The sequence below is a fragment of the Pacificitalea manganoxidans genome (assembly GCF_002504165.1).
Taxonomy (GTDB): Bacteria; Pseudomonadota; Alphaproteobacteria; order Rhodobacterales; family Rhodobacteraceae; genus Pacificitalea; species Pacificitalea manganoxidans.
On record NZ_CP021404.1, the window covers coordinates 1,858,265 to 1,884,991 of the forward strand.

The 26,727-nt window shown below is 61.4% G+C and carries 16 protein-coding genes and 1 pseudogene; 11 read left to right on the plus strand and 6 right to left on the minus strand.

Annotated features, from left to right (window positions below; translation table 11 throughout):
• Positions 1-122 precede the first annotated feature (122 nt).
• The 3 genes from CBW24_RS08545 (at position 123) to CBW24_RS08555 (ending at position 3,220) form a co-directional block, all read left to right on the plus strand.
• Complete coding sequence (locus tag CBW24_RS08545) at positions 123-1,193, plus strand: Ldh family oxidoreductase (protein ID WP_097373326.1); 1,071 nt, start codon at positions 123-125, stop codon at positions 1,191-1,193.
• Between the two features lie 165 nt (positions 1,194-1,358).
• Complete coding sequence (locus CBW24_RS08550; RefSeq protein WP_097373327.1) at positions 1,359-2,309, plus strand: asparaginase; 951 nt, start codon at positions 1,359-1,361, stop codon at positions 2,307-2,309.
• 98 nt (positions 2,310-2,407) lie between these two features.
• Entirely contained in the window at positions 2,408-3,220 is an 813-nt protein-coding gene (locus tag CBW24_RS08555; protein WP_097373328.1) for a helix-turn-helix domain-containing protein, read from the plus strand.
• Between the two features lie 7 nt (positions 3,221-3,227).
• On the opposite strand, the gene CBW24_RS08560 is transcribed toward CBW24_RS08555, so the two are convergent.
• Positions 3,228-3,965, minus strand: coding sequence for an aspartate/glutamate racemase family protein (locus CBW24_RS08560; protein WP_157773162.1), 738 nt, complete (start codon positions 3,963-3,965; stop codon positions 3,228-3,230).
• 555 nt (positions 3,966-4,520) lie between these two features.
• Here CBW24_RS08560 and CBW24_RS08565 point away from each other — a divergent pair.
• The 3 genes from CBW24_RS08565 to CBW24_RS08575 all read left to right on the plus strand — a co-directional run bounded on the left by CBW24_RS08565 (position 4,521) and on the right by CBW24_RS08575 (position 7,156).
• Positions 4,521-5,258, plus strand: a complete 738-nt coding sequence (locus CBW24_RS08565) for a PIN domain-containing protein (RefSeq protein WP_097373330.1) — start codon at positions 4,521-4,523, stop codon at positions 5,256-5,258.
• A 22-nt stretch (positions 5,259-5,280) separates the two neighbouring features.
• The gene (locus CBW24_RS08570) at positions 5,281-5,583 is read left to right on the plus strand and encodes a hypothetical protein (protein ID WP_198405155.1); all 303 of its coding nucleotides are present in this window, start codon (positions 5,281-5,283) and stop codon (positions 5,581-5,583) included.
• A gap of 452 nt (positions 5,584-6,035) precedes the next feature.
• Positions 6,036-7,156, plus strand: a protein-coding gene (locus tag CBW24_RS08575) for an IS3 family transposase (RefSeq protein ID WP_232529626.1) whose coding sequence is annotated in 2 segments (ribosomal slippage) — positions 6,036-6,246 and positions 6,246-7,156 — 1,122 coding nt in all. Because the reading frame shifts where the segments join, the coding sequence is not laid out codon by codon here.
• 248 nt (positions 7,157-7,404) lie between these two features.
• On the opposite strand, the gene CBW24_RS18625 is transcribed toward CBW24_RS08575, so the two are convergent.
• Positions 7,405-7,581 (minus strand): LysR substrate-binding domain-containing protein, encoded by a 177-nt coding sequence (locus CBW24_RS18625; protein WP_269779769.1) that lies wholly within the window; start codon positions 7,579-7,581, stop codon positions 7,405-7,407.
• 69 nt (positions 7,582-7,650) lie between these two features.
• Positions 7,651-8,777 (minus strand): annotated as a pseudogene (locus CBW24_RS08580) (IS3 family transposase); the annotation flags it as partial.
• A gap of 1,189 nt (positions 8,778-9,966) precedes the next feature.
• On the opposite strand from CBW24_RS08580, the gene CBW24_RS18825 reads away from it, so the two are divergent.
• From CBW24_RS18825 to CBW24_RS18355, 3 genes are all read left to right on the plus strand, one after another.
• Complete coding sequence (locus CBW24_RS18825; RefSeq protein ID WP_408636698.1) at positions 9,967-10,263, plus strand: HNH endonuclease; 297 nt, start codon at positions 9,967-9,969, stop codon at positions 10,261-10,263.
• A gap of 335 nt (positions 10,264-10,598) precedes the next feature.
• A complete protein-coding gene (locus tag CBW24_RS08590; protein WP_097373333.1) occupies positions 10,599-11,168 on the plus strand; it encodes a recombinase family protein in 570 nt (189 codons plus the stop codon).
• Between the two features lie 1,342 nt (positions 11,169-12,510).
• Positions 12,511-13,098, plus strand: coding sequence for a hypothetical protein (locus CBW24_RS18355; RefSeq protein ID WP_157773166.1), 588 nt, complete (start codon positions 12,511-12,513; stop codon positions 13,096-13,098).
• 396 nt (positions 13,099-13,494) lie between these two features.
• Here the strand turns inward: CBW24_RS18355 and CBW24_RS08605 are convergent, their stop codons facing one another.
• The 3 genes from CBW24_RS08605 to CBW24_RS08615 all read right to left on the minus strand — a co-directional run bounded on the left by CBW24_RS08605 (position 13,495) and on the right by CBW24_RS08615 (position 16,961).
• A complete protein-coding gene (locus CBW24_RS08605) occupies positions 13,495-14,781 on the minus strand; it encodes a tyrosine-type recombinase/integrase (protein ID WP_097373336.1) in 1,287 nt (428 codons plus the stop codon).
• Positions 14,782-15,354: 573 nt separating this feature from the next.
• Entirely contained in the window at positions 15,355-15,864 is a 510-nt protein-coding gene (locus CBW24_RS08610; RefSeq protein ID WP_097373337.1) for a hypothetical protein, read from the minus strand.
• A complete protein-coding gene (locus CBW24_RS08615) occupies positions 15,864-16,961 on the minus strand; it encodes an ankyrin repeat domain-containing protein (RefSeq protein ID WP_198405156.1) in 1,098 nt (365 codons plus the stop codon). The genes CBW24_RS08610 and CBW24_RS08615 overlap by 1 nt, the downstream gene beginning before the upstream one ends.
• A 460-nt stretch (positions 16,962-17,421) precedes the next feature.
• Between CBW24_RS08615 and CBW24_RS08625 the strand changes: the two genes are divergently transcribed.
• Together CBW24_RS08625 and CBW24_RS08630 are read left to right on the plus strand one after the other, a co-directional pair.
• Complete coding sequence (locus CBW24_RS08625) at positions 17,422-20,646, plus strand: STY4851/ECs_5259 family protein (protein WP_097373340.1); 3,225 nt, start codon at positions 17,422-17,424, stop codon at positions 20,644-20,646.
• Between the two features lie 11 nt (positions 20,647-20,657).
• Positions 20,658-26,717 (plus strand): DEAD/DEAH box helicase family protein, encoded by a 6,060-nt coding sequence (locus CBW24_RS08630; RefSeq protein WP_097373341.1) that lies wholly within the window; start codon positions 20,658-20,660, stop codon positions 26,715-26,717.
• Positions 26,718-26,727 lie beyond the last annotated feature (10 nt).

Here is a 26,727-nt window from a genome sequence, read left to right on the forward strand (position 1 = left end):
GCGCGGGCCGCCATTGCCCCTAGCCAAATCGCCCCCGCCTGCGCCAAGGTCACGCGACAGATGCGCCCCCTAGTGCCGCCCACCGGCGCAGGGGGCCGCAGCCCCTCGCAATGAGTGACCCCATGACCAGCCCGTCCGATGCCGCAGCCCATCACACCCGCGTCGATGCCGACGATCTGCGCGGTTTCGCCACCCGCTGCTACGCGGCTCTTGGTCTGCCGGAGGCGTCCGCCCGCTGCGTTGCCGATACATTGGTGCAGGCCGATCTGTGGGGGCATGCCTCCCACGGGGTGATGCGGTTGTTTTGGTATGCAAAGCGGCTGCAATCGGGTGCCATGCGCGCCGGTGCTTTGCCCGAGGTGGCCGATGCCCCCGGCGCGCTCAGCATGATCGACGGGCGCGATGGTGTGGGGCAGGTGGTGGCACAAGCCGCGATGGATCAGGCGATCCGCGCGGCCCGTGCCCATGGCATCGGCGCGGTCGCCGTGCGCAACTCCGGTCATTTCGGCACCGCGATGTATTTCACCCGCATGGCCGCGGAGGCAGGCTGCATCGGGTTCATTTCCACCAATGCGAGCCCCGCGATGGCACCGTGGGGCGGACGCGAGAAGCGCATTGGCAATAACCCTGCCTCATGGGCCGCACCCGCCGGACGCCATGCGCCGATGATGGTGGATATGGCGCATACGGCAGTGGCCCGCGGCAAGCTCTATGTGGCCAAGGCGGAGGGGCGAGACATCCCCGAAGGCTGGGCTATCGATGGTTCGGGTCAGGTCACCACCGATCCCGCCGCCGGGATTGCCGGAACGATCCTGCCGATGGCGGGGCATAAGGGCTACGCGCTGACTTTCGCGATGGAGGTTCTGTCGGGCCTGCTGTCCGGCAGTGCATTCGCCCCGGATGTGGTGGGGCCCTACATGGCCGACGGGCGCAGTGGCGCAGGGCATTTCGTCATGGCGGTCGACATTGCCGCCTGCCGACCGCTGCCTGCGTTCGAGGCGGATATGGAGCAGCTCATCGCTTCGATGAAATCCGCCCCCCGCGCGCCCGGCGTCGCGGAGATCTTCTACCCCGGCGAACTCGAAGCGCGCCATGCCAGTGCGGCACGCGCCAACGGCATCGATCTGCCGCAGGATGTGATCCGCGATCTGCGCGATGGGGCCGCCGCGCTTAGCGTCTCCGCGCCGTTCTGAGGCAAGATCGCGCACGGCGGTGTGCTGATGCTGATCGGCGCTGGTCTGGGTACGGCCACCATCCGCGCCGATGGCGCAGGCTCTGGTCTGTCGCGCCGATCCAAGGCATCAGGGGCCCCACCAACCCACGCGCGGCGCGCATCCACCCAGACCCGAGGTCACAGCATGTCCATTCTTCTGATCCACACCGGCGGCACGATTGGCATGGCGGCAAGCGCGCAAGGCTTTGCGCCGCGTGCAGGCATCGTCGAGGACGCGGTGGCCGCGTTGGTCGCACAGGGGCAGGTGGCGGGCCCGGTCGAAATCCTGCGCCTCGATCCGCTGATCGATTCCGCGCAGGCGACCCCGCGTGACTGGCACCGGGTCGCGCAGACGATCCACCGGGCAATGGCCGAGCACGACGGGTTTGTCGTGACCCATGGCACCGACACGCTGGCCTATAGCGCCGCCGCGCTGTGCCTTGCGCTGCCGGGGCTGCAAAAACCGGTGATCGTGACGGGATCGATGCTGCCGCTGACGGTGCCGGAGAACGACGGACACGACAACCTTATCGCCGCGCTCGCCGTGGCGCGGACAGCGGCGCCGGGGGTCTGGGTCCAGTTCGGCGGGCGGCTGTTGCATGGGGCGCGGGTGCGTAAATCCCATTCGCAGGCCTTTGACGCGTTCGACGCCGCGGCAAGCGATGTCGCCCCGCGGATCCCGGCCGACAAGCCTGCATTGACCCCGGTCACCGCGCATGAGGTCGGCATCCTGTCCGTCGCGCCCGGCGGCTCCGCCAAACTGTTCGCGCAGGCGGCGGATAGCTGCGACGGGCTGGTGCTGCGCTGCTTCGGCTCTGGCACCGCGCCTGACACGCCGGAACTGCGCGCCGCCTTGCAGGCCGCCTTCGACCGTCAGGTGCCCGTGCTGGCGGTCAGCCAGTGTCCCGAAGGCGGGATGCGGCTGGGCACCTACGCGGCGGGGCAGGGGCTACGGCAGACTGGGGTGATCGACGGGCGCGACATGACGGTGGAAATGGCCTTCGCCAAGATGCAATTCGCGCTGAGCCTTGCACCGGATTTCGAAACCCGTCGCCAATATCTGAGCCACAGCCAATGCGGAGAAATGCAGCTCTGACCTGAGCCGCAGGCCCGTCGCATCAGGCTGCGCCATTCCCATCAGGTGCCGCCTGCGCTACCACAGGCGCGCAACCGGGGGGCAGAGGTAGCGCGCGCGTGTCGAGAGATCTTTCAGAAAACCTGCGGCTTTTGTGCAGCTACCACACCTCGATCGCGGAGGTGTGCCGCCAACTGGGGGCGAACCGGTCCCAGTTCAATCGCTACCTCAACGGGCAGACCTTGCCGTCGCTGCGGGTGATGCGGAAAATCTGCGATTTCTTCGGGGTGGAGGAGGCCGAGCTTCTGATGCCGCACGCGCAGTTCCGGGAACTGATCCGCCTGAAGCCGCCGTCCGGGCCCACGGATATCGAGCGCAATCAGTTGCGACGCATCAGCGAAGATGTGCTTGCGGCGTCGCTGCCGAAACTCGACGCATATGCGGGCTATTATTTCACTTACTACAATTCCATGTCCCATCCGGGCCGTGTGTTGAAGGGCCTGACTAAGATCTATCCCACCGCCCACAGCATGAACCTCAAAACCTTGGAGGTCATCGGGCGCCGGGGCAGGGGCGGGTTCACCTGCAAATATCAGGGCAGCTGTTTCATGCTGGGGGATCGGCTTTTCATCACCGCAATGGAGATGCTGACCCGCAACGAGGTCATCCAGATCATCCTCTATCCCAGCTACACCCATCGCATCCGGCACCTGAGCGGCATCATGTCAGGCGTTTCCGCGCATGCCACGCGGGCGCCAGCGGCGACGCAGATCGCGATGGAATTTCTGGGGCCTCGGATCGACCGGCGCGGGGCGCTGGAGTATTGCGGACTTTTCGCACCGGATGACCCGCAGGTGCCGCCGAATATGCGCGCGATGATCTCCGGGCAGAGCGATCCGACCAGCCACCTGTTGATGGCCGCGCCGGGCTGAGGTGGCGTCATCTGCTGGGCGAAGTGGCCAGAACCGACTTCTCCACCAGCGCGCGCGCCAGCAGGCGTGTCACATCAACCAGATCCTTGCCGCCTGCGGCGCAGGGGATCAGCGGCAGTTCGGTGCAGGCCAGCAGCACGGTGTCGCTTTCCAGTGTGCCAACCAGGTCATGAAACCTTGCCACCACATCCGGATCGGAGCCGCCGAGACGCTTCACGTCATAGATGATGCGATGCAACAGCGCGGCGTCTTTTGGCAACTCGACCGTGACCCTGTCAGACAGGCGGCGATAGGCTGACCAGCGATCCATCTTCGTCACCGGCGCCGCCCCCAGAAGCGCGACAGACGTCACGCCGCGCGCGTCCAGATAGGCCTCCACAACATCGCCGACGGAAACCAGCTCCGCCAAGCGGGGCTTCGCTCTGATCTGATCCTCGTAATAGTTTAAGGTGTTGCAGGCGATAGCAACGAAGTCCGATGCGCCCGAGAGCTCATCAAAACAGCGTTCCAGTTCCGGCCAGACCGCCACGTCATTGGCCTCAAGCTCCATCGACAGGCCCAGCACCGGCGATGACACGACCCGCACCTGCGGCCCGTCGAGATCGCCCAGATACCTTGCGCCCAGCAGCGCCTTGGTCTCCTCGATCACCTTTTGCCACAGATCAACGCCCGCCTCCGGCCCCGACCCGCCAATAAGCCCAATGCGCCGCCGCGCGCTTCGCGGAAGAATGGTGTCGGTGGTCATAAATGGATCTCCATCTCTCGGCATGCCGCAATCAGCACGCCCCGCACCGACCCTAACGTATCGCGCCAAGAAACACCGCTCCGCCCCCGCGCATCATCCCGACGCTACCAGCACCGGCAACAGCACCACTTGGCGTCAGGTGGGGACGGCGATGGGGGCTCTCCGCATTCAGTAGCAGATCTTGGTCAGGCTAAGAGCTTTGTGACCACGGTAACCTGATCGCCGCTTAGCACTTGAGGCGCAGGAGCGAGAGCTAAAGTCGTGTGACGGGCTTTTCATCGAACAGGTGTAATCGAGGAAGACCCGCTCACGAAGATCATCGAGACAGCCCCCGCCCCCCGGGCGGACCGCGACGAAATTTCCCCTGATGACCCGTTGGCTCTTCGCCTGATGGGAAAGGCTGTGGGTGACAATTTCCGATGGATTCCGCTGTCGGGAAACTGAACGCTACCGTCACAAAGATCCTGTCCAAGTATGCACATGCGTATCACCGGTCCCAGAAGGACTTCGAGCGCCTGTTTCCTGAGAGCAAGATATTCGGAGCGCTCCGGACCAATGAAAATGATCTGGAAGGCCAGCATTCGTCCCATCCTCGAAAGCGCCAAGGAGCGTGCGGGGCAGGTCAAGCGCATCGAGGAGGCCTACGAGTCAGGTAAAGCCCCCATAGCTCTGTTGGCCGCTGCAGGTGGAGGTACGGTCTTCGATTTCTGGGATTTCCTGCGGCGCCACGGCAGAATCAAAATCAAGATGGCCCTTGGTAATGCTGTAGAACGGGAGGCGGCAGCGCAATCGGTTATGGCTGCGCCTGGAGTGATCGTCGATCCAATCACCCTATACGGCGCCCAGACCCTCGGCTTCGCCGATACCCTCCTTCAGGCCTACCCGGACATGCATATCACCCAGAGCAGCATCGATCTGCTGCACGAAGCCTATCAGGACAGGGTGGATGCCATCGGGGGAGAAGGACGCCGAGGTAGCTGTGTCGCGGAAGAGCACGGGGCGCGTATCATCGAGATGTCCCGAGAGATGTCCGACCTTCTCATATCGAACCTCGAACGGACCCTCGACCTGGCACGAGGCCTGAAAATCGCCATGCCGAAAGAGGGCACCGCCCTTCATCCGGATTTCGAAGCGGTTTTCGAGGATGTGGGCCCGTGCTTCGTAGATACGCTGGTAGTCGCCAAGGAGAGAGGGTGGACCTTGATTGCGGATGACGCCGCCCTCCGGTTGTTTGCGAGCCTGGATGGTATTTCATCGGCTTTGGAGCCAGGTCGCGCTGCAGATCGCGCGTAATGCGGGCACGGTTTCTCAGGAAGTGTATTCTGATGCTCTCGGAGCAATGCTGGAGGGAAACTACCGATACGTCAGCGTCTACCGAGACACGACGCAGTTCGAATGGGGACGTAAGGATACTTCGCCATGGCTAAACCAATTTCTCGATCATATCGCCCTGCCGACGAACGATCCCTGGAGTATTGCTCAACTGATCGGGTGCAGTCTCCTGGATCTCTGGGACGGTAAAGGCGAAGGTGCCCTTTGTGCCGCCTATGCCGCCTTCATGCTTGAAGCTCTCTCAGAGAGGTTGGGCGAAGATGGGGCGCTCAAGATGCTGGATTAAGCGGTAGCCGCGGCAGTCTCGAGAGCGCAGAGAAACGCCCGCTTGACCAAACTCTCCCCAGTCCTGTCGAGCACTACCAGCCTCACTTCCCCGGGTTTTCTGGCCTTGGAGATTAATCACGACCATAAAGCAGCCGTCCTGAACGCAATAGGTAACTGCGTGAAGTCAGCACAGAAACTATCCAAGCTGCATTAAATTGATCTCAAGGTTCATGGCGGCGACTGACGTTATTGCTTTCGTTGCCGCGGGGCGACACGAGGGTCTGCTTTCTCTAGCCGCATTGCGGAAACTGGGGGACCGGTAGGGGTGACCTGCCCCCCGCGAAATCCCTCACCTTAATGTAGAGTCTGCGCCAACTCTGAAGGAGCAGACACATGAGAAAGAGCCGTTTCACCGGTTAAGGGGACCGTGGCCCCAGTGGGGCCGCGTAAGCCCCGTACCAGATCATCGGGATGATCAAGGAACAGGAAGCAGGGATGCCGACAGCGGAGGTATGCCGCAGGCACGGGCTGAGCACAGCGACGTTCTACAAGCTCAAGTCCAAATATGGGGGAATGGAAGTGTCCGAGGCGGCAAGGCTGAAGGCCCTCGAAGACGAGAATGCCAAACTCAAACGCCTGTTGGCCGACACCATGCTCGACAACGTTGTCCTGAAAGACCTGCTGGGAAAGAACTGACGACATTGATCAAGCGGCGAGATGCGGCGCTCCGGGTGATGCGGGATCATGACATCTCGCAGCGCAGAGCCTGCAAGCTGGTTGGTGTCGATCCAAAGACAGTCCGGCGTGAACGCCCGCCGGACTGTGCCGAGATCCGCAAGGAGATGCAGGAGATCGCCGCCAAAAGGCGCAGGTTCGGCTACCGCCGGATCGGCGTGCTGCTGGAGCGCAAGGGCATGACCATGAACCACAAGAAGCTTTACCGGATCTACCGGGAAGAGGGTTTGTCCGTGAAGCGACGGCGAGGCCGGAAACGGGCGCGTGGCACCAGAGTGCCGATGCCAGTTGCGGCGTATCCTAATGCTCGTTGGTCGCTGGACTTCGTATCCGACAGCTTCGGCGCCTCGCGGAAGTTCCGGATCCTGGCGGTGATAGATGACTGCACTCGGGAATGCCTGTGTCTTGTCGCTGACACCAGCCTGTCCGGCGCAAGGGTCGCCCGGGAACTCAGTGCCCTGATCCGGCTTTACGGCAAGCCCGGCTGCATTGTCAGTGACAATGGGACGGAGTTCACCAGTCGGGCCATCCTGAAATGGGCCGACGAGACCACCGTGCCGTGGCACTACATCGATCCGGGCAAACCGCAGCAGCATGCCTTCATCGAGAGCTTCAACGGCAGCCTCAGGGACGAGCTGCTGAACGAGGAGATATTCGACAGCCTGAATGATGCGCGGCGCAAGCTGGCCCTGTGGCGCTACGACTATAACACGGTCAGGCCACACTCATCCTTGGGCAACCAGACGCCACAGCAAGCGCGCCGCGCACTTGCGCAATTTGAGGGCTCCGCGCCCGGCGCGCTTGCGCCAGGCGGGGAACCAGAATACCCAAATCCAACCTGCAGACTCTCATTATGAACGAGGGACCAACAGGGGGCAGGTCACAGCACATGCCTTATTTGCGACAGGAATGCGTCAGAAGTCCGCGAAAGAGGCGCCTCCTTGAATGTCAGTACATTGAGTGGAAACGTAAAATCGCTATCCAATAACGCTACTCGCGTGCCCACGGGCACCCCACCGAAGATCGTGAATTGATCCAGAAGGATGAGTCCGATCCTTTCTTGCACAAATGCGCAAGCCGTATTCATCAGACGGCAGCGAGCCTGTTAATCTGGGGTCAAACCGCGGTCCGTGAACATGCCGTCGATCATCCGCTGTTGGATGGCATAAGTTCCGTAACCAATCATTGGATGTCTGGCGACCTGCTCCAACGTGATGCGCTCTTCGCCAGCAAGAGGGTGATCCTGAGCCATCAGGCAAACCAAGGGTGAGCTACTCCCCATAGCTTGGACAGGATCTGGAGAAAAATAAGCTACTCGTTGCACCTGCTGATCGGGTTGGTTGATATCATTTCTCTGCCAGTAGACCAGCGCCGGAGGTTGGCCGCCCAGGGCTGAATGCGGGCGCTGGTGGTTGTAGAAGGTCATCCGTTTCCGGATGGCCGCCTTTGTCTCCGAACCGGTCTCCCAGGCATGCAGGTAGACGCACTCGTATTTAAGAGTGCGCCACAGCCTCTCGATGAAGATGTTGTCGAGGAACCGGCCCTTCCCATCCATCGATATGCGCACGCTGGACCCGCGGAGCCGATCCGTCCAGGCAAAGGACGTGAACTGGGATCCCTGATCTGTATTCATTATCTCTGGCGGGCCGAACTTGTGGATGGCCTCGTTCAGCGCCTCGACACAGAAGTCGGCCTCCAGCGTGTTTGAGATCCGCCAGGACGGAACCTTGCGGGTATGCCAGACCATGATCGCCACGAGGTAGAGGAACCCGCGCCGCATGGGCAGGTAGGTGATATCCAAGCACCAGACCTGGTTCGAACGTTCCACCGGCAGCCCTCTCAGCAGGTAGGGATAGGTCTTGTGCCCCTTCACCGGCCTGCTCGTGTTGGGCTTCTGGTAAATCGGCAGCAACCCCATCAGGCGCATCAGCCGCCGGATGCGCTTCTCGTTCACCAGATGTCCGTCGTTACGCAGATGCCAGGTCATTTGCCGGACGCCAAAGAACGGGGTCTCCAGGAACTGCTCGTCGATCTGCCGCATCAGGCCGAGGTTCTGCTCAAACTCGCCCTTGGAGGTGTAGTAGAAAGACGAGCGTGCGATCGACAGCAGTTTGCACTGCTGGCCGATCGACAGGTCCGGGTGGTCAGGCTCGATCATGTCGCGCCTCACGTCCCGCCCCAGGGCTTCAGCTTTCGTTCCAAAAAAGAGTTGGCCACCCCCAGCTCCCCGTTCTTGGCATGGAGCTCCTCCACCTGCTCCTCGTTGATCTCCGGCTTCCTGCGGCTCCCGCGCTCGAACACGCCGGACGCGCCTTCGAGCAGGGCTCGCTTCCATTGATGGATCATCGTCGGATGCATCCCAAGCCGGCTTGCCAGCTCGGCGGCCGTCTCCTCGCCTTTTTGGGCTTCCAGCGCAACCTTCGCCTTGAACTCAGGCGCGTGCTGCTTGCGTTTCGACATCTCTGATTTCCTTCTCATCGAAGATCAGCAGACTGCAAATCGTAGCTTATGTCAGTGTCCGAATTTCGAGGGGGGGGGTAGCTCACTCCGAAGCACGCTGCGAGAACCGTACCGGCGTCATCGCTGGCTTGAATTGCGGTCCAAACCTTCGGCGTCGCCGTGGCCTGCTTATGAAGATGGCTCAACATGGTCGCACGCCGTCCCGTTTGGCGGGAAAATAGTCCTCCGGACTGTATTCTAGTCCACCGCACTCCCTCAGGACCGATCTTTTCATGAAAGGGGCCGATCGCCGAGGCCTTGTGTGATCATCCGGGATCGAACGATTAGGCGTGCTTCCGATGCCAAGTTGCTTAACTCTACCTTGTAGGTTGCCCCTTCGTGGCTCGCGGGAGCCTCGTCTTATTTGTAGTTGCGGGATTCCCTCCGTGCCAGTGCTCGGGACTTCTGAACAAAACGACTTTCCGTCGATAGCGCGAGGTGGATCGTTGTTGAGACGGATGCCCCTTCATGTTCAATATCGAGAACGGTGGCGACTCGGTGGCGATTTCAAGCGAAACAAAAGAAGCCCCTATGGGGGGCTTTCTTGTAACCCTCTAAGTTAACTTGGGGAATTTGGCTCCGGCGGTAGGCGAGGTGTGGTCAAATCAAACTTGATCGGACTGGCCTCAAATGCCTTAATATCAATGCTTTGCGCAAGATGCGCCCCGATCCGATTGCCCGGCGTGTGTGCCGGGGGTGGGGGATTTGTGTACTCACACCTAGTTGCTAGGGACCGGATAGGCAATAGCCGCTGTTCCGAGATGAGAACCCTTGCTAAAGTTAGAAAAGCATTGGGAGAATGAATTTGTATTGGTGGAAATCTGTCGAAACGGCTTTGGGAAACTTGGGGGGCGTAGCAACTCTGAAAGACCTTTATGTTGAGGTCCGCTCGGTTCGCCTTTCGAGCGGAGATACGATGCCCGGTTCAATTGAAGCAGTCGTGCGTAAGGAGCTAGAATACAACTCCTCTGACTCGAGTAATTGGCGCGGGGATCGGAATTTATTCTTTAGTGTCCATGGTGTCGGCAAGGGCGTATGGGGGCTGCGAAGCCAGCTGGAACCTGAGCCGAGCGCTTCGGATTTAGCTCCGCCAGAACCAGAAGAGGACGGAGCTTCCGAAGCGCCAATCTCTGAGGTGACGGTAAATCGCATTATTCGGGATACAGAAATGGCGAGGAAGATAAAGGCCTTGCATCACAGCGAATGTCAGATTTGCGGATTGACTATTCACTTAACGGATGGACGCCCATACGCTGAGGCTCATCACGTCATACCATTGGGTAGGCCTCACAAAGGGCCTGACATACCGTCAAACATAATCGTGGTTTGTCCTAATCATCACGCCATGTTGGATCTAGGGTGCATCCCGCTGAATCCTTCAGAGCTACGGGAAGTTCCCGGTCATAAAATTTCGACCACTAGTATAAATTACCACAACGATCAGATTGTGCCGCGGATGGGATAGTCAGGTATCTGATGCATAAATAATAAAAAAATCAGAGGCCTCGAACTCAACAGTTGATGCTCTGCAAGGCCCCCCCGGTGGGGGCGGCGCTTTGTGTCTGGGCTGGGGCCTTTGGTCTCCCGGCGATCAGGCCACCCCTCAGGCCGTCGCAAAGCGGCCTTCCGAAATTCTCCGCGCGATCACCTCAAGCGCGCCTCACTGTCTTACAGGGCAAGCTCTAGCGAGACGTCTCAGGTTGCCCCGTAATGTGTCCCAAAAGAATTCCCTTGAATATTTGGGACAGATCGCCTTATCACATCTAAGATATTGTGAGACACATGCGGGAGGCATGAGACATGCTAGTTGGATATGCGCGGACCTCGACGCTGGACCAGAAGGCGGGTCTTGAGGGGCAGGAGCAGGAGTTGAGGGCGGCAGGGTGTGACCGGCTGTTCATTGAGCAGGTTTCGTCGGTGGATATGGTGGCTCGTGAGAGGCTCGCTGAGGCCCTGTCCTTTGTCCGGGAAGATGACACCCTAGTGGTGACGAAGTTGGACCGTCTGGCCCGCTCCGTGGCCCACCTGCTGGAAATCCTCGACACCCTGACCGACCGGGGCGCGGCGCTCCGTATCCTCAACATGGGGATCGACACCAGCACCCCGACGGGGAAGCTCATGCTGACGGTGCTGGGCGGTGTCGCTGAGTTTGAGCGCGAGATCATGCTTGAGCGGCAGCGCGAAGGGATCGCCAAGGCCAAGGCGGCGGGAAAGTACAAGGGCCGGAAGGCGACCGCTAGAGCCAAGGCAGAGGAGGTCTTGAAGTTGCACCGTGAGGGCGTGGGCGGGACCGAGATCGCCAAGCGGCTGGAGATCGGAAGAGCTAGCGTCTACCGGATTCTAAACAGCGAAACCGCAGAGAAGGCGTGAGGATGGCGAGGTAATCGTGGTGAGGATCAGTTGGAACACACCTAATCATGGCCGTTGCGGCAGCGATTTTTGACGTCTGGCGACATCTACCGGACTGCCGTACTGCCTTCATCTTCCTCGACTATCACTCAAGTTGAGGTGAACTTCGAGGCAACCGCTCAGATTGAAGGAAACCTCTGCAGCTGGTTCATTGCCCTTGCCTTACTCGATCTGTCTATTCGAATGCTCCCTATTTAGATTTTTACTTATTATTTCAGGTTCTTATAGCGTTCATGTTAGATGGCATAGCGAGCCGGTGTCAATACGAACACTACCGAGTATGCTCACCTAAGGCCCGCTCTTCAGCCATCATCTCGGCTCCCATAACAACTGCCTCGCTACCCACTTTGGATGAGGGGTTGGTCTCGGGAAGCCGCTGAGCCAATCTGAGGTGGCCGTGTGCGCCTCTGTAACGCTGTCCGCGAACGGAGAGGCCTATAAGATGGCCGATGTGCAGCCGGTAGGTATTGGCGAGGCTGCGGAGCGGGTGCACGCGCGAGCCGGTCTGCCGGAAGCTCCGTAGCGGTTCACCGTATGAGCAAGCACCGATGGGCGGGCTGGTGATTATTGCACTCCATTGGATGAAGCCAAGCCCTCTCCGGTGATACATGGTTGTACTGTTGATGGATGCGCTAGGTCGTGAGGTAGCTGATCAAGCGATGATGACCCGGTGCCACCGCCACCCCGCCATCCCCGTCACATATTCCCTATATCGGCTTCTGAGGGCTGCTGTTGATCCACCTATGCCAACAACCCTGAAAGGAGCACCTATGACGGTCTGAGCTACAGCCTGTTCGAGGTGCAGCCTATCGTCAGCCAGCATAACCAGACCGCCGACCGGCAATGCCCTTAATGCCCTTGATCGCTCGGTCCACTGCAGCAACCGATTATGACCTCAGTGAAGTGGTCTTGTGTCCGGAGGGGCGCGTGCTGTGGTGGAACACATGGGAAGCCCAGCAGCGCCAGAAAGCGCACTTGGTCGGCCCCAATACATCAGAACAAACAGACCTTGATGAACATGCCATGGACCGGCAGTGGCCGGATGACATGCGGTAGGGGCCATACTCGGCTCCGCAGAAGGCCCGTAAGACGCCTCTGAGACTCCCTAGTAAATTTGCCTCCCGGTGCCCTTCGCGGCGCTGGAAGAGCCTGTTCCTGCCGTTTTGGTAACGCCCCTGACTGCGCCGTGCTCGGTCGCTTCGTCCTCTCTCCCCACGCGGAGAGCGGGGGTCAGGTAGCTCCTCCTGAGCTGCAGAGAACAAGGCTCCCCCCCCCCCATTCCTCGACAACGAAAGGACCGTCAATGAAACATAATAAAAGCTTCCTACCCACTATCAACGAGCTGTTCAGCTTCCTTCCGCTCAATTTGAGCGAATGTACACGCCTGGCGGCGGCAGACGAGCGTGCTACTGCCCATCTGCATCCCAAACGCGCAGCGCACCTGAAACAACGCCGCAAGGCACGGTGGCCCACCCCCTATGTCGATGAAGACGGCGTGAGTTGCTATCTTGTACCGCTCAACGCTCGCCATGACTGCCACGCCTTGGTCGAGTTAGAAGACTACTGGTCGGTTCGAGACAGCGGCGCGGACGGTCTCTGGTGCGCGAACCATGCAAACGGGTTTTCCTATGTTCAAACCGAAGCACCGCTACGCTCTGGTAAATCGGGCCGCAAAATCTATCTGGCCCGGCTTATCCTCGGCCTCTCCGTCGGAAAAAAGGTTAGCTACGCGAACGGTGACGGTCTTGACCTGCGTCGCAAAAACCTCGTTGCGGTCGGCGGAAACGGTCGCCGGAGTGCTGCCAGCATTGTTCGTAGGAGCATCGAGGAACGGGAACGGGCGGCCACGCTAGGCTGGTGGGCTTGGCAGGACTGTCTGGCACCAGGCTAGGCCGGGAGAGGGGCGAGCTATAGCATATTGTCTTGCATCGCCGCCGATGCGGAGAACGTCCGAAGCGGACCTGCTCGCATGTTTTCCATCATCAGCCAGTGTGGAGCCGTAGCCCGACAGCGCGCAATTCTCAATAAGTATAAGGCCCCTGACAGGCCACTAGCAATGGACGAGCTTAGGAAGTTCTTCGACCCAAGTAGCGCCCGAATCGCCGCAACGCACTCCTTGTTGGCCCTGCCATCCTAGGGTCCGCGATAAAAGGTCTCGGCACCGCCACCGGCTAGGAATGGCAAGACACCTGGAAAGCCGACGAACAAGGCAATGCCTATGTGATCCCCTCAATCCGAGCTGTCGCTGTTCTTGCGTGGTTTTTCAACGTTCATTCTTTGCTCCCCCTCACCGCCGATGATTTAGCTCTAGGGCCTTCTTCATGGCCCTTGTGGCGGCTTTCAACCTCGCCACGTTGCCCCCATACACGCGGTCCCCCACGTCCTCTTGAGCGTGGCCTAAGATAAGGTCTTGATCCTGTTTCGAGACTTCCGCTTCCCGCAGCCAATCCTTCATATTGTGCCGCAGCGAGTGAAGGCTATGCCGGGGGTCCGGGGTGATCGCTCGCAGGTGCTTCATGAGCGCCGCAGAGACCGCCTCTGAGCTACGTGCACGGGCGTAGCGAGGGAACAGCATATCGGCTCCGTCAGCGGCCTCTAGGGCCTCCTGAGCGGCTGTCAGCGCGCCCCCCACAAGAGGCACTTGGCGGATAGACGACTGAGTTTTCACGCGCCGTTTCTCATGCCAGACAATCTTGATGTGGGGCAGGTCGCCTTTGGTGTCCACGTCCTCGACGCGCAGCCCGACGATTTCGGACAGGCGGCACCCGGTCCCCGCCAGCAACCGCCAAATCAGCGCGAGATCGCTCCGGGCGCTGCCGGTGATCCGCTTGTGCGCAGCTTTCAGGATCACTGGGGATAGAGGCAATCGCTTTTCGCCATCGCCGGAGCTACCGACAACCTTCCTCTGTGGGATTGGGAGCTTGTTGAACGGGCTATTGAAGGTCGCGGCAATATCCATCTCGGTCGCTGCGAAGTTGATGACTGCCCGCAGCAGGTTCAGATATTTCTGGACTGACTCCGGGCTGATCCGCTGCCCGTCAGACTTCACCTGATCCAGCATGTGATCGCGCACCGAACGGGCTTCTTCGCGGGTCAGCTCTGTCAGTACCGGGTCACGGCCCAGAGCCTCCTGTGTGAGCGCCACAGACCGCTTCACCTGTCCCTCTGCGCGGCTATAGCTGTCTGACGGCTGCGTGCCTCGCTTCTCTGCGAGATAGAGCTTCATGGCGTCTTCTAGGGTCGGGTCCGGTCGCTTGGTCGCCTCTGCACCGTTCCGCAGAATGTTAATCGTCAGGCGGTCCACCTCGGTCACGTTGAGGGGATCAAGGGTTTCGTCATCAAGGTTATAAGGGGCAGACAGGGCCTCAATGAAGGCCTCCCGCTTTTCAGCGGTTTCTTGGTCTGAAGCGCCGATTGCGTCTTTTGCAAGAATGGCGGCACGGGCGCGGGCTAGAGCGAAGGCTTGGCGCTGGGTCAGTGCACCGCGGTCGGCAGCGGCCTCGTGCCCAGCCTGACGCTTGGCCTTCTCGATGGCCTGTTCTACTTCCGAGTGGAACTGAGGGTAGACCTTCAAAGCGTCACGCTCGGTGTCCCCAAGGACGCGCTTAAATTCTCAAAAATCGAAGTGCTGAGAGACTTCTTTGGGAACTCTCCGTCGGTACTGCCAGCGGCCTGATTTGGTCTTTGCTACGTGCTTCAAAACTAGCCCCATGTGTGCTCCGTGTGTACCCAGATGTGTACCGGGAGGAGCGCCATGTCGCTTAGTTTATTGATATATCGCCATTTTCAAGAAGAAACTGGCTCCGGCGGTAGGGGCCCCTCCGCGCAGCCAAGTCCCTTTGATTCCAAAGGAATTTCCGATGCGACCGTGCACCGGCTTCGGGCGGACTCCAAGATGTGCCCGGAGTCGTGGCGTACTTCGGGCACCAGATCAAGCACCATCAGCAGCCTCGCGCGACAAGCCGTGGTCCGGACGGCGGAGGTCGCCTTGCGGAAGGATGCCGAGTTGGTCGAAGCTGCATGCAGGCACCGGGTCCCAGACCAGCATTTCGAGCAGCGACGCGGGGGAAACTTGCCGTTGCGATGCAACCCTTTGGGCCGCGGTTTGGCGTCTGAGCGGGTCCTTTCAGGCCTGTCCGGAGGGCGACTAAAACGGCAACCCGATCAGGAGCCGGACCAGGGAAAGTGCACCGAACGGCGATACGGCTTCATCGAATAGAGTGTCCGTGACGGCGCTCTCCAAGGCGGCGTTCTCGATCCCGGCATCGATGACGAGTTCGGAGCCCATCTGGGCGGCAACCTCGGAGGTTACTGCGAAGGCGATCTCCGGATCCTCCTCCATCGCACCGGTCACGTAGCTGACGGAATCCGTGGCCTTCAGCTGTATCTCCGTCGTGCCATCGAGACCCCCGAACAACATGACATCCGTGCCGGGGTGGTTGGTGGTTTCGAAAAGGCTCGCGGCGATCCCGCTCGTTTCGAGGGCGTCCACGTATTGCTGCTCGAACAGAATTCCCTTGATATGGTTCGAATGTCCCAGGATGTCTGTTGTCTCGATGGCGTCGAAATAGGCTGTGATTTCGTCCCCGGATGCGAATTCGAGTTCCGCGTAGCCACGCCGGACGGCATCGAACACATCATCACGAACAATTTCCATTACTTACCGCCGAACTTCTTCAGAACGTCTTTGGTAGGGGTCGCCATCCCATACGTGGGAGCCGCGACGTCGTATGGAGTATGGCCCTTTGCGTTTTTGCGATTGGGGTCTGCGCCATGCTCGAGCAGCAGTTTGACCGTTTCCACATGCCGCTCTTGGCTGGCGAGCATCAATGCCGTGTGCGATGCGTCTCCCAGCTGATCTATCGATGCACCCGCCTCGAGCAGGATCTTGCACAGGTCCGACCGACCACACAATGCAGCGACATGAAGTGCGGCCCACTTCGGTCCTTTGACATTCACGGAAGCGCCGCGTTCGACAAGCTGGACGGCCGCAGCGTATTGCGCATTCACGATCGCGCTCACCAAGGCCGGATTGCCCTTGGTGTCGCGGATGTTCACGTCCGCGCCAGCGCTCAGGATCAGATCGAGCATGGCGAGGTCGCCACGCGCGATGGCCAAAATGAGGAGCGGTTCCCCATCGCCCGTCCCGATATTCACACTGACGCCATCCGAAATCAGGGACTTCACGACTTCGGTGGAGCCGTGTTCATAGGCTGACAACAGGGCGGCCTCGCGGTATTTTTCACCGAATTTCGCGCCATTCGCAGTCAGAAGTTGCACGATTTTGACATGGTTCTTGAAGAACGCTCCGGTAATCGCGTTCCAGCCGTCATTGCTGCAAACGTGAATATCGGCGCCCTTGTCGATCAGGAACTCGACGACGTTTTCGCGCCCTTTGATTGCTGCCCAGATGAGTGGCGTCCAGCCATTCTGATCCCGAATGGAAATCTCGGCGCCATTGCTCAACATGTGCTCGGCCAAGTCGGAATACTCATTTTCCAACGCCAGGACGATCGGGCTTTTTCTTTTTCCCGCGGCCGCGTTCGGATCGGCACCTGCATCGAGAAGGCGCGCAGCGATGTCGGTGTAGCCGAGTTCTATCGAGACCCTCAGTGGTAGGCCGTCCATGGCGTCCGGATCAAAATCCGGATGGTCGGATACCTGCAATGCGCGCTTCTTGAGGCCTTTCTGCAAGGCTTCAACGAAATCAGCCGCGGAGTCCTCACTTCGGGTCGGGCCTGCATGACTGTCCAATGGCATATTTCCTTTTTCTTGCGAGTCGTTGCGTCAACGGAGATGGCGTTGCAACGCCACCGGCAAGGCCTGCTTCGTCTGCCCCGAGATCCTGAAGGTCGCCTCTGCGAACACATGAGCACCAGCTTCCGAGAGGGGGCCCGAGCGGCTGGCGTGCCAGGAGTTCGAGATCGTCGCGATGCAGGTGCGCCTCGGACGCGCGCTGCGCCGATCAGGCATCCACGGTCTTCTTCGGCGTCGTCCCGGCGCACATGCACCCGTCGCTGGATAGCAATCTCCAGTAATGGTTCGCGTCCAAATAGACGCTCACATTCGGAAATGTGCAAGGGATATGGATGCCCTGCATTTGGAAATTCAGCGTTGTGGTCTTGAGGGTCACGGAGTGCGAAGTGAGTGAAAATGCTTCTTGCGTCTTCTCGGCACCGAAGACAGGATCGGGCGCAGCGGCAGGAAGATAAGAATGACTGTTATTCACGAGTTGGCTGACCTTCGCAGCATTGTGCCAGATGGTCGACCTCTACATGCATACCGTCTTGATGAAGAACACTACTCTCATCTTGAAAAGACCCTTGAACGGCATCTGAAGCTTGGCCGTTTCAAAACTGCGGCTGCACCTTTTGTTCTTTGGGCGGCGGAAAGATATCGGAAAGAGTATGACGGCGGCGGACTGTCGTGGGAATTCCTGACGGAGCCCCTGGGCATTGCCCTCGCCCAGCAGCAGCTGCGTGAAATCACGGGCGTGGGCATGGCTCGCATGGGGCGCTCCGTTCGCCGGCTGGACAGCGGCGTGCAATATCTCCGCGCTATCGCAGCGGAAGGCGGGATCCCGGTCAGGCTTCTGAGCGACCAGCGGGGCGGCTATCGCGCCGCGCTGGTCGGGTTGGTGGCCGATCTTTCCCGCATCGGACTGGGTTGCCCGCGGGATGTTGCACTGGGGTTCGCGGCCCGGCGGACGCGCCGCCTTCCCGTCGGCTACCGGACGGGCGAATATCACGCGCTCTTCGTGGATTTCGCGTTCGAGGTTCTCGAGTTGAGGGAGCTCGCGCCCGAAGGCATGTCGGCGCAGGAAGTCGAGCCGTTTCTTGACCGGGTCAAGCCGGGCTGGAGGGACGCCCTTTCGTTGCGGCTCGATGGTGAGGCCGCACGAAGTCTGTTATCGGACGCAGTTCTCGTCTCCGCTCGTCATGGATTGGTGACAGACCCGATGACCCGGGTGCTGCGACGCTGTGAAGACGGTGACTGGTCAGCATGGATCGAAGTCGAGGAGGCTGCAGAAATTGCGCCGCAACTGGTTCAGGGCGTCGAACCGGATCGACGACGGCTGCGTCTGGCACCGGTCGGCGCGCTTGCATCAGCCGTGCCGGACCTGCTCTTCTCTCTGGATCGTGAGGCGCCCGACAGGCCCTGGGACAGCCGCCGGATCAGTGGGCGCCGAACGGCGCGATTTCATTTCCCGCTGAATACTGGTGCCGAACTGATGGCGATGGCCGATGGAGCCTTCCTCGGCCGGGTGAGGCTCGCCGGTGGCGAGGCGATCGAGATCGATGCCGGGCCGACGTTCTGGCGGCTGGCGGAAATGGGTCAAGCCAGGGCCGAGGCGTTGGCTTATGCTGGAAACGCAGCCCTCCGGACGCACGACCCGCACGTCTGGATGCTGGCCGAAGCAGGCAAGGTTCTCCACTGCACTGACTCTCTTGTTGCCGAACCTGACGGTTCGGTGCCTGGCGGGACGATCTGGCGACTGTCCGGAAGCGGGCGTGTCCTTGTCGCCGGCGGCAATGCCCGGATCGAAACAGGCGCTGATGAAGATTCCCGCGAAGAGATCCACGCAAGTGGCCCGTTGGAGTATCGCTTGCTCGATGCGCGCGGCACGCCGGTGCATCGCGGAGTGCCGGCGATCCTTCACCGGCATCCTGGACGCGGCTTCCGGCAATTGCTCGGAGCGGACCTGCGCCATCAGTTGGCGGGCAGCGTAAAATGGAATCCTGGATCGCCACCGGATACGACGATGGGCCGCGTTTCCTTTGCCGTCCGCGAGGGTGCCGGGGTTGGTGCCCGGGTCATAGTGAACCTGGTCCCTCCAAAGTTCTCGGCGCGAGAGGTGACGTATGGGGACGATCCACGCAGGCGGATCCGTTTTGACGGCGTTCCGCCAGGATGGTTGTTGAGGGTAGCATCCGGAAAACCGCAGCAACCCGACGCCGATGGCGTTGTCGAGGTGCAACTTGACGCTCCTACGGGGAGCCAGGCGCGATTACCACTGACATTGGCCGGTCCCAATGGGGCACCGCCCATGTCTTGGGTCCTGAATCTGCCGCGCCCTCGAGGCGAGTTCCAGACAGTCGCGGGTGAGACACTGGCGTCAAACCAAGACATCTCGATGCAGACTCTGAAGGACTGGCGGATCGTCCCGGCGGAAAATAGGCGGACAGAGTTGCGGATCCGTCTACACAGTCCCTCGGCTGGAGGTGCGCCGATCGTCGGTAGACGGGTAACGGTCGAGCAGCCACTTTCGGCTTTTCGGTCGCTCTTGGAAGAGATGCTCGTGACAGGCGGAGCCGATGCCGAGCTCCGGCTGAGGGTAATCACGGGCGCAGACCAATCGCCGCGACTTACAGTGCGTCACGCACTGGGGGAAACGCAGCTTTTGGGCGAGGACGTGTTGGTGCTCAATGACCAGACGCCGGTGCTCGAACCCGCTCTCGCCATCACCGCCGTAGATCTGAACGACCCGGAGCGCGTAGTGGAGACCGGAGCCCGGGGGCTTTCGCACCTGGGAAGCGGGCGCTGGTTCCTGTTGCCGCGTAAAGGCGGCGTGCCAATGCGTCCCCCACGCCCCTACGTTCGTCCCGAGCCTGCCGGGGCTACGGGACAGGATGCGCCAAGACGGGCTGACCGTATTGCGCACTACGCCCGCCGCTTTTCAGAAACCAACATCGAAAATGACCTCGCTCGCCTGGCTGTCCTGTCCGAGATGCTTCTTGCAAACGGCGTTTCGCCATCTGCGCTGGACGAGGTGCACGCACTGGCAAGAGTGCCCTCGGCTGCCGTACGACTGCTGTTTCGCGTGGCGCCGTCCGACCTCGAGGACGCCCTGTCTCTGGACTTGCACGGCGGCCCAGGATGGTCTTTCGTCGGCCCTGTGGATTGGGCGAAAGGCTTCGCGGACGAGGCGGCGGCTGTGCACGCGACTTTATCAACGCTGCCTGCTCTTGCCGATAGGGCAGACGAGCATGCCCGCGACGCTGTGACCGCGCGTGCGGCGGACATCCTGCGCTTGCGTCCGGCACTGGAGGGACATGTCGCCCTCGCGCTTCAGCAATTGGATCCGATGGCAATCGCCGCCCTGGCACAGCGCCTTGGTGGCCTGTCACGTGGGCTACAGAATCCTGAGGGCACGCTGCTGGAAACCGCGCGAGCCATCATTAGCCGCCAAGCCGAGAATTCGCATTCATTGCACACCTTGGCTGCGCGAAGACGACCCGCCGGCTTCGATGTCTTCCACCCCGACTTGAGAGGCCTGATTGAGGCTCCTCTCGTCGTGGCCGAGATTGCCTTCGGCCTGCGGCCGCCGCCGACCTCCAAGGAACGTGTCGAGCTGCTGCTTGCTGTGCAGGAAGACCAGGCCGCCTACGAGACCGCGCAACCAGCAGCAATCGCTTGGCTGGCGCAACAGAAATCCTGAGAGGGCGAACCATGAAAGACCAGAGCGCATTGCCGAGTTCTGGATACGACGCGATTCTGGCGCGCGTGAACGACCGCGCCGCTGACGCTGTCATCGGTAAGGGACGCGTGCAGTCGCGCAGCTTGCGCGCCAATTTGTCTGCACGGTTGCATGGGCAGGCCGGCGGGCCCGACGCTTTCGTGGCTGACCCGGTCTTCGAGGCGGCGCGCGTTTGGGAACGGGCGGACATATGCCTCGACGACTTGGCCGGAGGGATGCTCGACGAAGATCTCGTCGCGGCATTGGACCGCGGGACCCTGCTGGACGGCACACCGAATGACCGACGCTGGCCACGGCGCGGCGACGATGTCGCGCCATACCTGCACCAGCTGCGCGCATGGGAAGCGGCCGAGGCTGGGCGCAGTTTCATGGTCACCAGCGGGACCGGGTCAGGCAAGACCGAGTGCTTCATGATCCCGATGCTGAACGACCTTCTCCGCAGCCACAAGCCCGGCGACACGGGCGTACGGGGCATCGTGCTCTATCCGCTGAACGCTCTGATCGACAGTCAAAAAGAGCGCCTGGGTGCATGGATGGACCCGCTGGCGAACCGTTTGTCATATGCGCTCTACAATCGCCACATGCCCGATACTGTGCCGGGACCGAAGAGACGCGGCGCTCAGGTGATGGAACGTCGGGCGATGCGCCAGACGCCCCCCTCGCTCATGGTAACCAACGTCACCATGCTGGAATACATGCTGATGCGCGCGCAGGATCGGCCGATCCTCGAGAAATCGCAGGGCACGCTGCGGTGGATCGTGCTGGACGAGGCGCACAGCTACGTCGGCGCACAGGCGGCTGAGATGGCTCTTCTGCTGCGCCGCGTGCGCGATGCATTCGGGGTGGCTCCAGAAGATGTCCGCCTTGCCGCGACGTCCGCGACGATCGGCGAGGGCGACGAGAACCGTGAGACCTTGCGACGGTTCCTGGCCGACCTGGCGGGCCTAAACCCCACTCAGGTCGAGGTGATAGAAGGGCAGGAACGAGCGCCTCGTCTACCGCCAGAAGGCCCGGACGAAACGCTGGAGCCGGATGAGATGCCGTCTGCGCACGATGCGCTGTGGCGCAAGCTGGCTCCGAACCCTCGCCTGCGTGAGGTGCGCACCGCGATGCGGGATCGCGGTATCGGCCTTCGTGCGGCGGCAGCGTTGATGGGGCGCGAAGGCGATACGGAAGGCGCGCTGCGCCTTCTTGAAGCGGCGGCGCAGGCAATTGATCCGGACACAGGCGTCGCGCTTGCCCCATGGCGGCTGCATGTGTTCCATCGGGCGCAAGGCGGGCTCTGGACCTGTGTCGACCCCGAGTGTTGCAAGCGCGACGAGGCCCTGCTGCAGGAGGACGGAGACTGGCCCTTCGGCCGCATCCACTTCGCCGAAAGGGACAGGTGCGACTGCGGAGCACCGGTGTTTGAGATTGCAGCTTGCGATGAATGCGGGACCCCATGGCTGCGCGCAGAGGTCGCCAATGAAGGCCCCCATCGTGTATTGCGCCCAGCTCGCGGGACGGGGATCGATGACGACTACATCCTGGATGTGGAACCCGAAGACGATAGCGGCGAACCTGCCGCACCGCTCTTGTCCGAAAGCGTGATCGTAGGACCGGGACGAGGGACCGGCGAGGAATTCCTTCGGGTGTCCGACGCGCACCTGTTCGAGATTTCAAAAGAAGGGGATCGGGTTCTGGCGCTGACCATCCTCACGGAACAGGACCGCGGTTGTTGTGAGCGCGCCGGGCACAAGGGCGTTACCGTGCGTCCGCAACGTTTTGGTGCGCCCTTCCTCATGGGCAACGCGATGCCGCTGCTCATCGAGGCTGCCAAGTCCAGTAGCCATGACCATCCGGTACCATTCGGAGGGCGGCGCCTACTATCCTTCACCGACTCGCGTCAGGGCACCGCGCGTTTCTCTGCGAAGCTCCAGCAGGATGCTGAGCGCACGCTGACGCGCGCCATCATGTACCACTCTGTCCAGAACCGGGAGGGGGATCCGGAAAAAGCCGCCGCATTGCGCAAGGAGATTTCGGACCTCGAGCAGGTGGTTGCCACCATGCCGAGCCTGGCCGGGACGCTCGAGGAAAAGCGAGGCGCACTGGATGAGGCGGAGGGCGCGCCGAAGCCTGTGCCATGGTCTGACATGGTGCTGCGCATCGCGCAGAACGAAGAGTTCCGCAATTTCGCGCGCCCCGTCTGGCGGGATCGACCTTCGAAGAACGACGACGCGTTGGCCACGCATCCCACGGCCCTGGCGGAGCTCTTCCTCTACCGGGAAATGTTCCGCCGTCCGCGGCTGCAGAACAACGCTGAGACGATGGGACTCGCCCGGCTCCTAATCCCGGAGCTTGTCGCACAGGCGCGCTTGTCCATTCCCGCACCCCTGCGCGAAGCTTCGCATGATGAAACAGTCTGGGCTGATCTGTTGCATGCGGCCGTTGACCTCGTCTTCAGAACCAACCTTGCTATCCGTCTGCCCGAAGAGCCGGCGGACGTTCGGCACTGGATTTCACCGAGAAGTGTTGTGGCTGCGGTCGTGGAACCTGGTCTCTCCAAAGACGACGTTCCCGGAGTTGAGAACCCTCGCTTCTTTCCGACGGCGCATTCCGATCGCTCGAACCTTGTCCGACTGATTTACCGCCTGATGGACGGCAGCGTGGACAGCGCCACGGACGTGGAAAGGGCCGCGACCACCCTCACCGCTATCTGGGACCGACTGCGCAAGTCGGGCGCTATCGTGCAGGTCGCGCCCAGCGCCTGGCGTCTCGACTTCAAGAAAGCCGCTATCGCACCGGTCGACACGGCATTCGAGTGCCCGGTTACCCGCCGTCTTCTGCCTTTCGCGCCGGGCTCCGTGTCGCTGAACGCCGTGACCGCAACCGGGATCACTCGTGCTATCACCATGCCGACCTTGCCCGAGGCGGCCCCCATGGGCACGTCGGTTGCACAGCGATCCGAGCTGCGTGCCTGGCTTGAGCACGATCCGGACATCGCCTCCCTGCGCCTCGATGGGCACTGGACGAACCTGCACGACCGGACTGTCGAGTTCACCCCATTCCTCCGCGCGCAGGAACATTCCGCGCAGATCGATCGCCCCAGTCTGCAGACCTACGAGAAGGCATTCAGAGAGAGCAGAATCAACGTTCTGAACTGCTCGACAACGATGGAGATGGGCGTCGACATCCCTGACGTTGGTCTGGTGGTAAACACCAACGTCCCGCCTTCTCCTGCCAACTACCGGCAGCGTATCGGTCGTGCCGGTCGACGGGGTGAGCCATGGGCCATGGCGTTCACTTTCTGCAAGGACTTGCCGCTCGACAATATGATCTTCCGCGAGCCGGAGAAATTGCTCGGCGCGCAGGTAGCGGCGCCGCAGGTCCGGCTCGACTCCGCGATCCTTGTGCAGCGCCATGTGAATGCGGCGCTGTTAGGGCTCTTCCTGCGCGAGGGTGGCGGGATGAGCATTCGGACCAACATGGCGTCGTTCATGGGCGCGACGGAGGCGATGGGTGCGCCCTTCCTGCCCGACAGTGTCGCCGATGATTTCCTTGCTGCACTCAAGGGCGATTGGGGAACTCAGGACTGTGTCTCCCAGGCGCTGGACAGGCTGGTCAGGGGGACCTGTCTTGCAGGCCACACTGGGCTGGTGTCGCGCGCCGAGGGCGATTTTGGCGCCATGCGAAATCGCTGGCGCGACGAATACGAGCAACTCGTCGAGGCGCAGTCGGCCTATGCTGATACTGACCCAGCGCATTGGCTCTACCGCAAGCGCGCGAAGCGCATGCGGGAGGAGTTCATGATGACCGAACTCGCCCGACGCGGCTTCACGCCGTCCTATGGCTTCCCGGTTGATGTGGTTTCCTTTGACTATGCCGGGAAAGGGGGGGGCGAGCCCGGGCCCTCGCGCCCGCTGGACATGGCAATCCGGGAGTATTCGCCGGGATGTGAAGTGGTGATTGACGGGCTGGTGCATCGGTCCGATGGCGTGCTGCCGACCTGGGGCAACCGTAACGATCCTGGCTCGGTCGAGGATCTCAGGACACTGTTCACCTGCCGGTCGTGTAATCTGTTCGGCACCACGCGGCACGAGGCAGCCGACTGCCCGCGGTGCGGTAAACCACTCGACCGAACAGAGCTTTTGCGCCCTGCGGGCTTCCTCGGGACCCGCCGTCCACACAGCGCCTATGAGCAACTGGCCTATGTGCCGCCCGATCCGCCCCGTGTCTCGGCCGAACCGGAGAACTGGGTGTCGCTTCCCGATCCCGAGGTCGGTCGCCATCGCACCGCGCGCGAAGGGCGGGTTCTGGTTACCGCTTCGGGCGATCACGGTGACGGCTACGCGGTCTGCATTGCCTGCGGTCGCGCAGAGGCAGAGATCGGAGAACACGACTCGCCGCTGCCCGCCGGGATGGTCCGACACCGGCCCCTTCAAAAGCTGCGCGACAACCCACGCCACGACGGTCTTTGCCCGGCGAACGACGACGCCTCCCGCAAGATCCGGCGGCATGTGAAACTTGGAACCGAGATGGTGACCGACGTATTCGAGCTTCAGCTCGATGCGCTGCCAAGCACCGAAACGGGCAAAGGTCAGGCCGCAGCCATCGGCGCCGCGCTGCGGGAGGCGCTCGGCGCACGGCTCGGCGTGGATGCCGAAACCATGGGACTCGCCGTCGCGCCCAGCCTGCGGCCTGACGAGGCCCGGCGGACCGCAATATTTCTTTATGACAAGGCGTCGGGAGGATCTGGATTTGCCTCCGCTGCGGATCGTGACTTGACAAGCCTCCTACGCGAAGTCGCGTCGCGCCTTCGCTGCCCGGCCAACTGCGACACGGGATGCCCGGAATGCGTGTTGCGGCGCGATCTGCAATTCGGCACGGCAATGGATCCACCCGGCGCGCTGGAGTTGCTGGAGAAGGAAATCTTGCCGCACCTTGATCTTCCGGAGGCATTGCAGCTTTTCGGCCCATCAACGCAGGCAGTCACGCGCCCGCTTGCCGATTGGATTGGTCGGCAATTGGCACACAGCGCTATTGAGCGCCTGGCGCTCTTCCTGACCGACCCGCCTTCCGGCTGGGACGTGGCCGAATGGCCCGGAACGCGCATTGCTGAAGATGCCGGCCGTACCGGTGTCCCGGTCACAATCGTGATGCGGTCGTCTGACGTCCACCGCCTGGAGATGTCGCAGAAGCTGGATCTGGTTCGTCTCGTCACCCGTGCACGCGCAAGCTTGCACCTGGCAGACGATCTGCCCGCGGCAGGCGATGCGCCCATCCTCGCTGAGACCCGCCTCGATGGGCAGGAGATTGCCATTGCTGCACCAGATCAGGATGCCGGCCATGTGAACCGTCGCTGGGGGGACGTCTCACGGACGCTGGCTGTGCGTGGCCCTCGTGTGCCGTTGGCGGTCAGCGCGGCGCTCTCGTTGGACAAGGTCACGGCCTATGGCGAGGGCAACTCCGCCCAAAAGGACGTAACCACCGAACTGGATGGTCCGGTCGGGCAGTTCGGCCAGCGGCTCTGGGGCATCGCGAAGGGACTGCGCCCTCAGGTTTTCACCGGCTCGGCGCGTCTCGTGCAGGTTACTTACAATGATCGATACTTGCGCAGTCCGCTCACTGCGCGCCTCCTCTTCGAGGCATGGCGCACGCTTCCCTTGAAGAACGCGGATACGCGGCTGGAGATCGTGACAGAGGCGCTTGGGTCGCCCGAACGACCAGGGTTCCTACTCTGGCACAATTGGGAAACGGATATGCTCCGTCGGGAGGTCCTGTCGGCGCTCCTTCCTGGCGCTTGGGTATTACTCGGAACAAAATCCGATTGCGCCCATGCGCGTTTCTTCCGTTTCAACTTCGAAGACGGATCGGAGACCTCCCTGTTTCTGGACCAAGGGTTCGGAGCCTGGCGTGAAGCCACGCGCCGGACTTCACGGTTCGCTCATGATCTCACCCCCGATGCGCAGGCCCGCGCGCTTCGGGACTTGCGGTTCGACGTGGCTTTGCAGGACGGCGGACGTTTCCCTTCCCCCGTCTGGCTACGCTGGTAGTGTGTGATTC

Bases quoted from the DNA above. Each gene is read 5' to 3' on its own strand.
- CBW24_RS08545 (WP_097373326.1), top strand. From the start codon at position 123: ATGACCAGCCCGTCCGATGCCGCAGCCCATCACACCCGCGTCGATGCC.
- CBW24_RS08550 (WP_097373327.1), top strand. From the start codon at position 1,359: ATGTCCATTCTTCTGATCCACACCGGCGGCACGATTGGCATGGCGGCA.
- CBW24_RS08560 (WP_157773162.1), bottom strand. From the start codon at position 3,965: ATGACCACCGACACCATTCTTCCGCGAAGCGCGCGGCGGCGCATTGGG.
- CBW24_RS08565 (WP_097373330.1), top strand. From the start codon at position 4,521: ATGAAAATGATCTGGAAGGCCAGCATTCGTCCCATCCTCGAAAGCGCC.
- CBW24_RS18625 (WP_269779769.1), bottom strand. From the start codon at position 7,581: ATGGGGAGTAGCTCACCCTTGGTTTGCCTGATGGCTCAGGATCACCCT.
- CBW24_RS18825 (WP_408636698.1), top strand. From the start codon at position 9,967: ATGGCGAGGAAGATAAAGGCCTTGCATCACAGCGAATGTCAGATTTGC.
- CBW24_RS08590 (WP_097373333.1), top strand. From the start codon at position 10,599: ATGCTAGTTGGATATGCGCGGACCTCGACGCTGGACCAGAAGGCGGGT.
- CBW24_RS18355 (WP_157773166.1), top strand. From the start codon at position 12,511: ATGAAACATAATAAAAGCTTCCTACCCACTATCAACGAGCTGTTCAGC.
- CBW24_RS08610 (WP_097373337.1), bottom strand. From the start codon at position 15,864: ATGGAAATTGTTCGTGATGATGTGTTCGATGCCGTCCGGCGTGGCTAC.
- CBW24_RS08625 (WP_097373340.1), top strand. From the start codon at position 17,422: ATGACTGTTATTCACGAGTTGGCTGACCTTCGCAGCATTGTGCCAGAT.
- CBW24_RS08630 (WP_097373341.1), top strand. From the start codon at position 20,658: ATGAAAGACCAGAGCGCATTGCCGAGTTCTGGATACGACGCGATTCTG.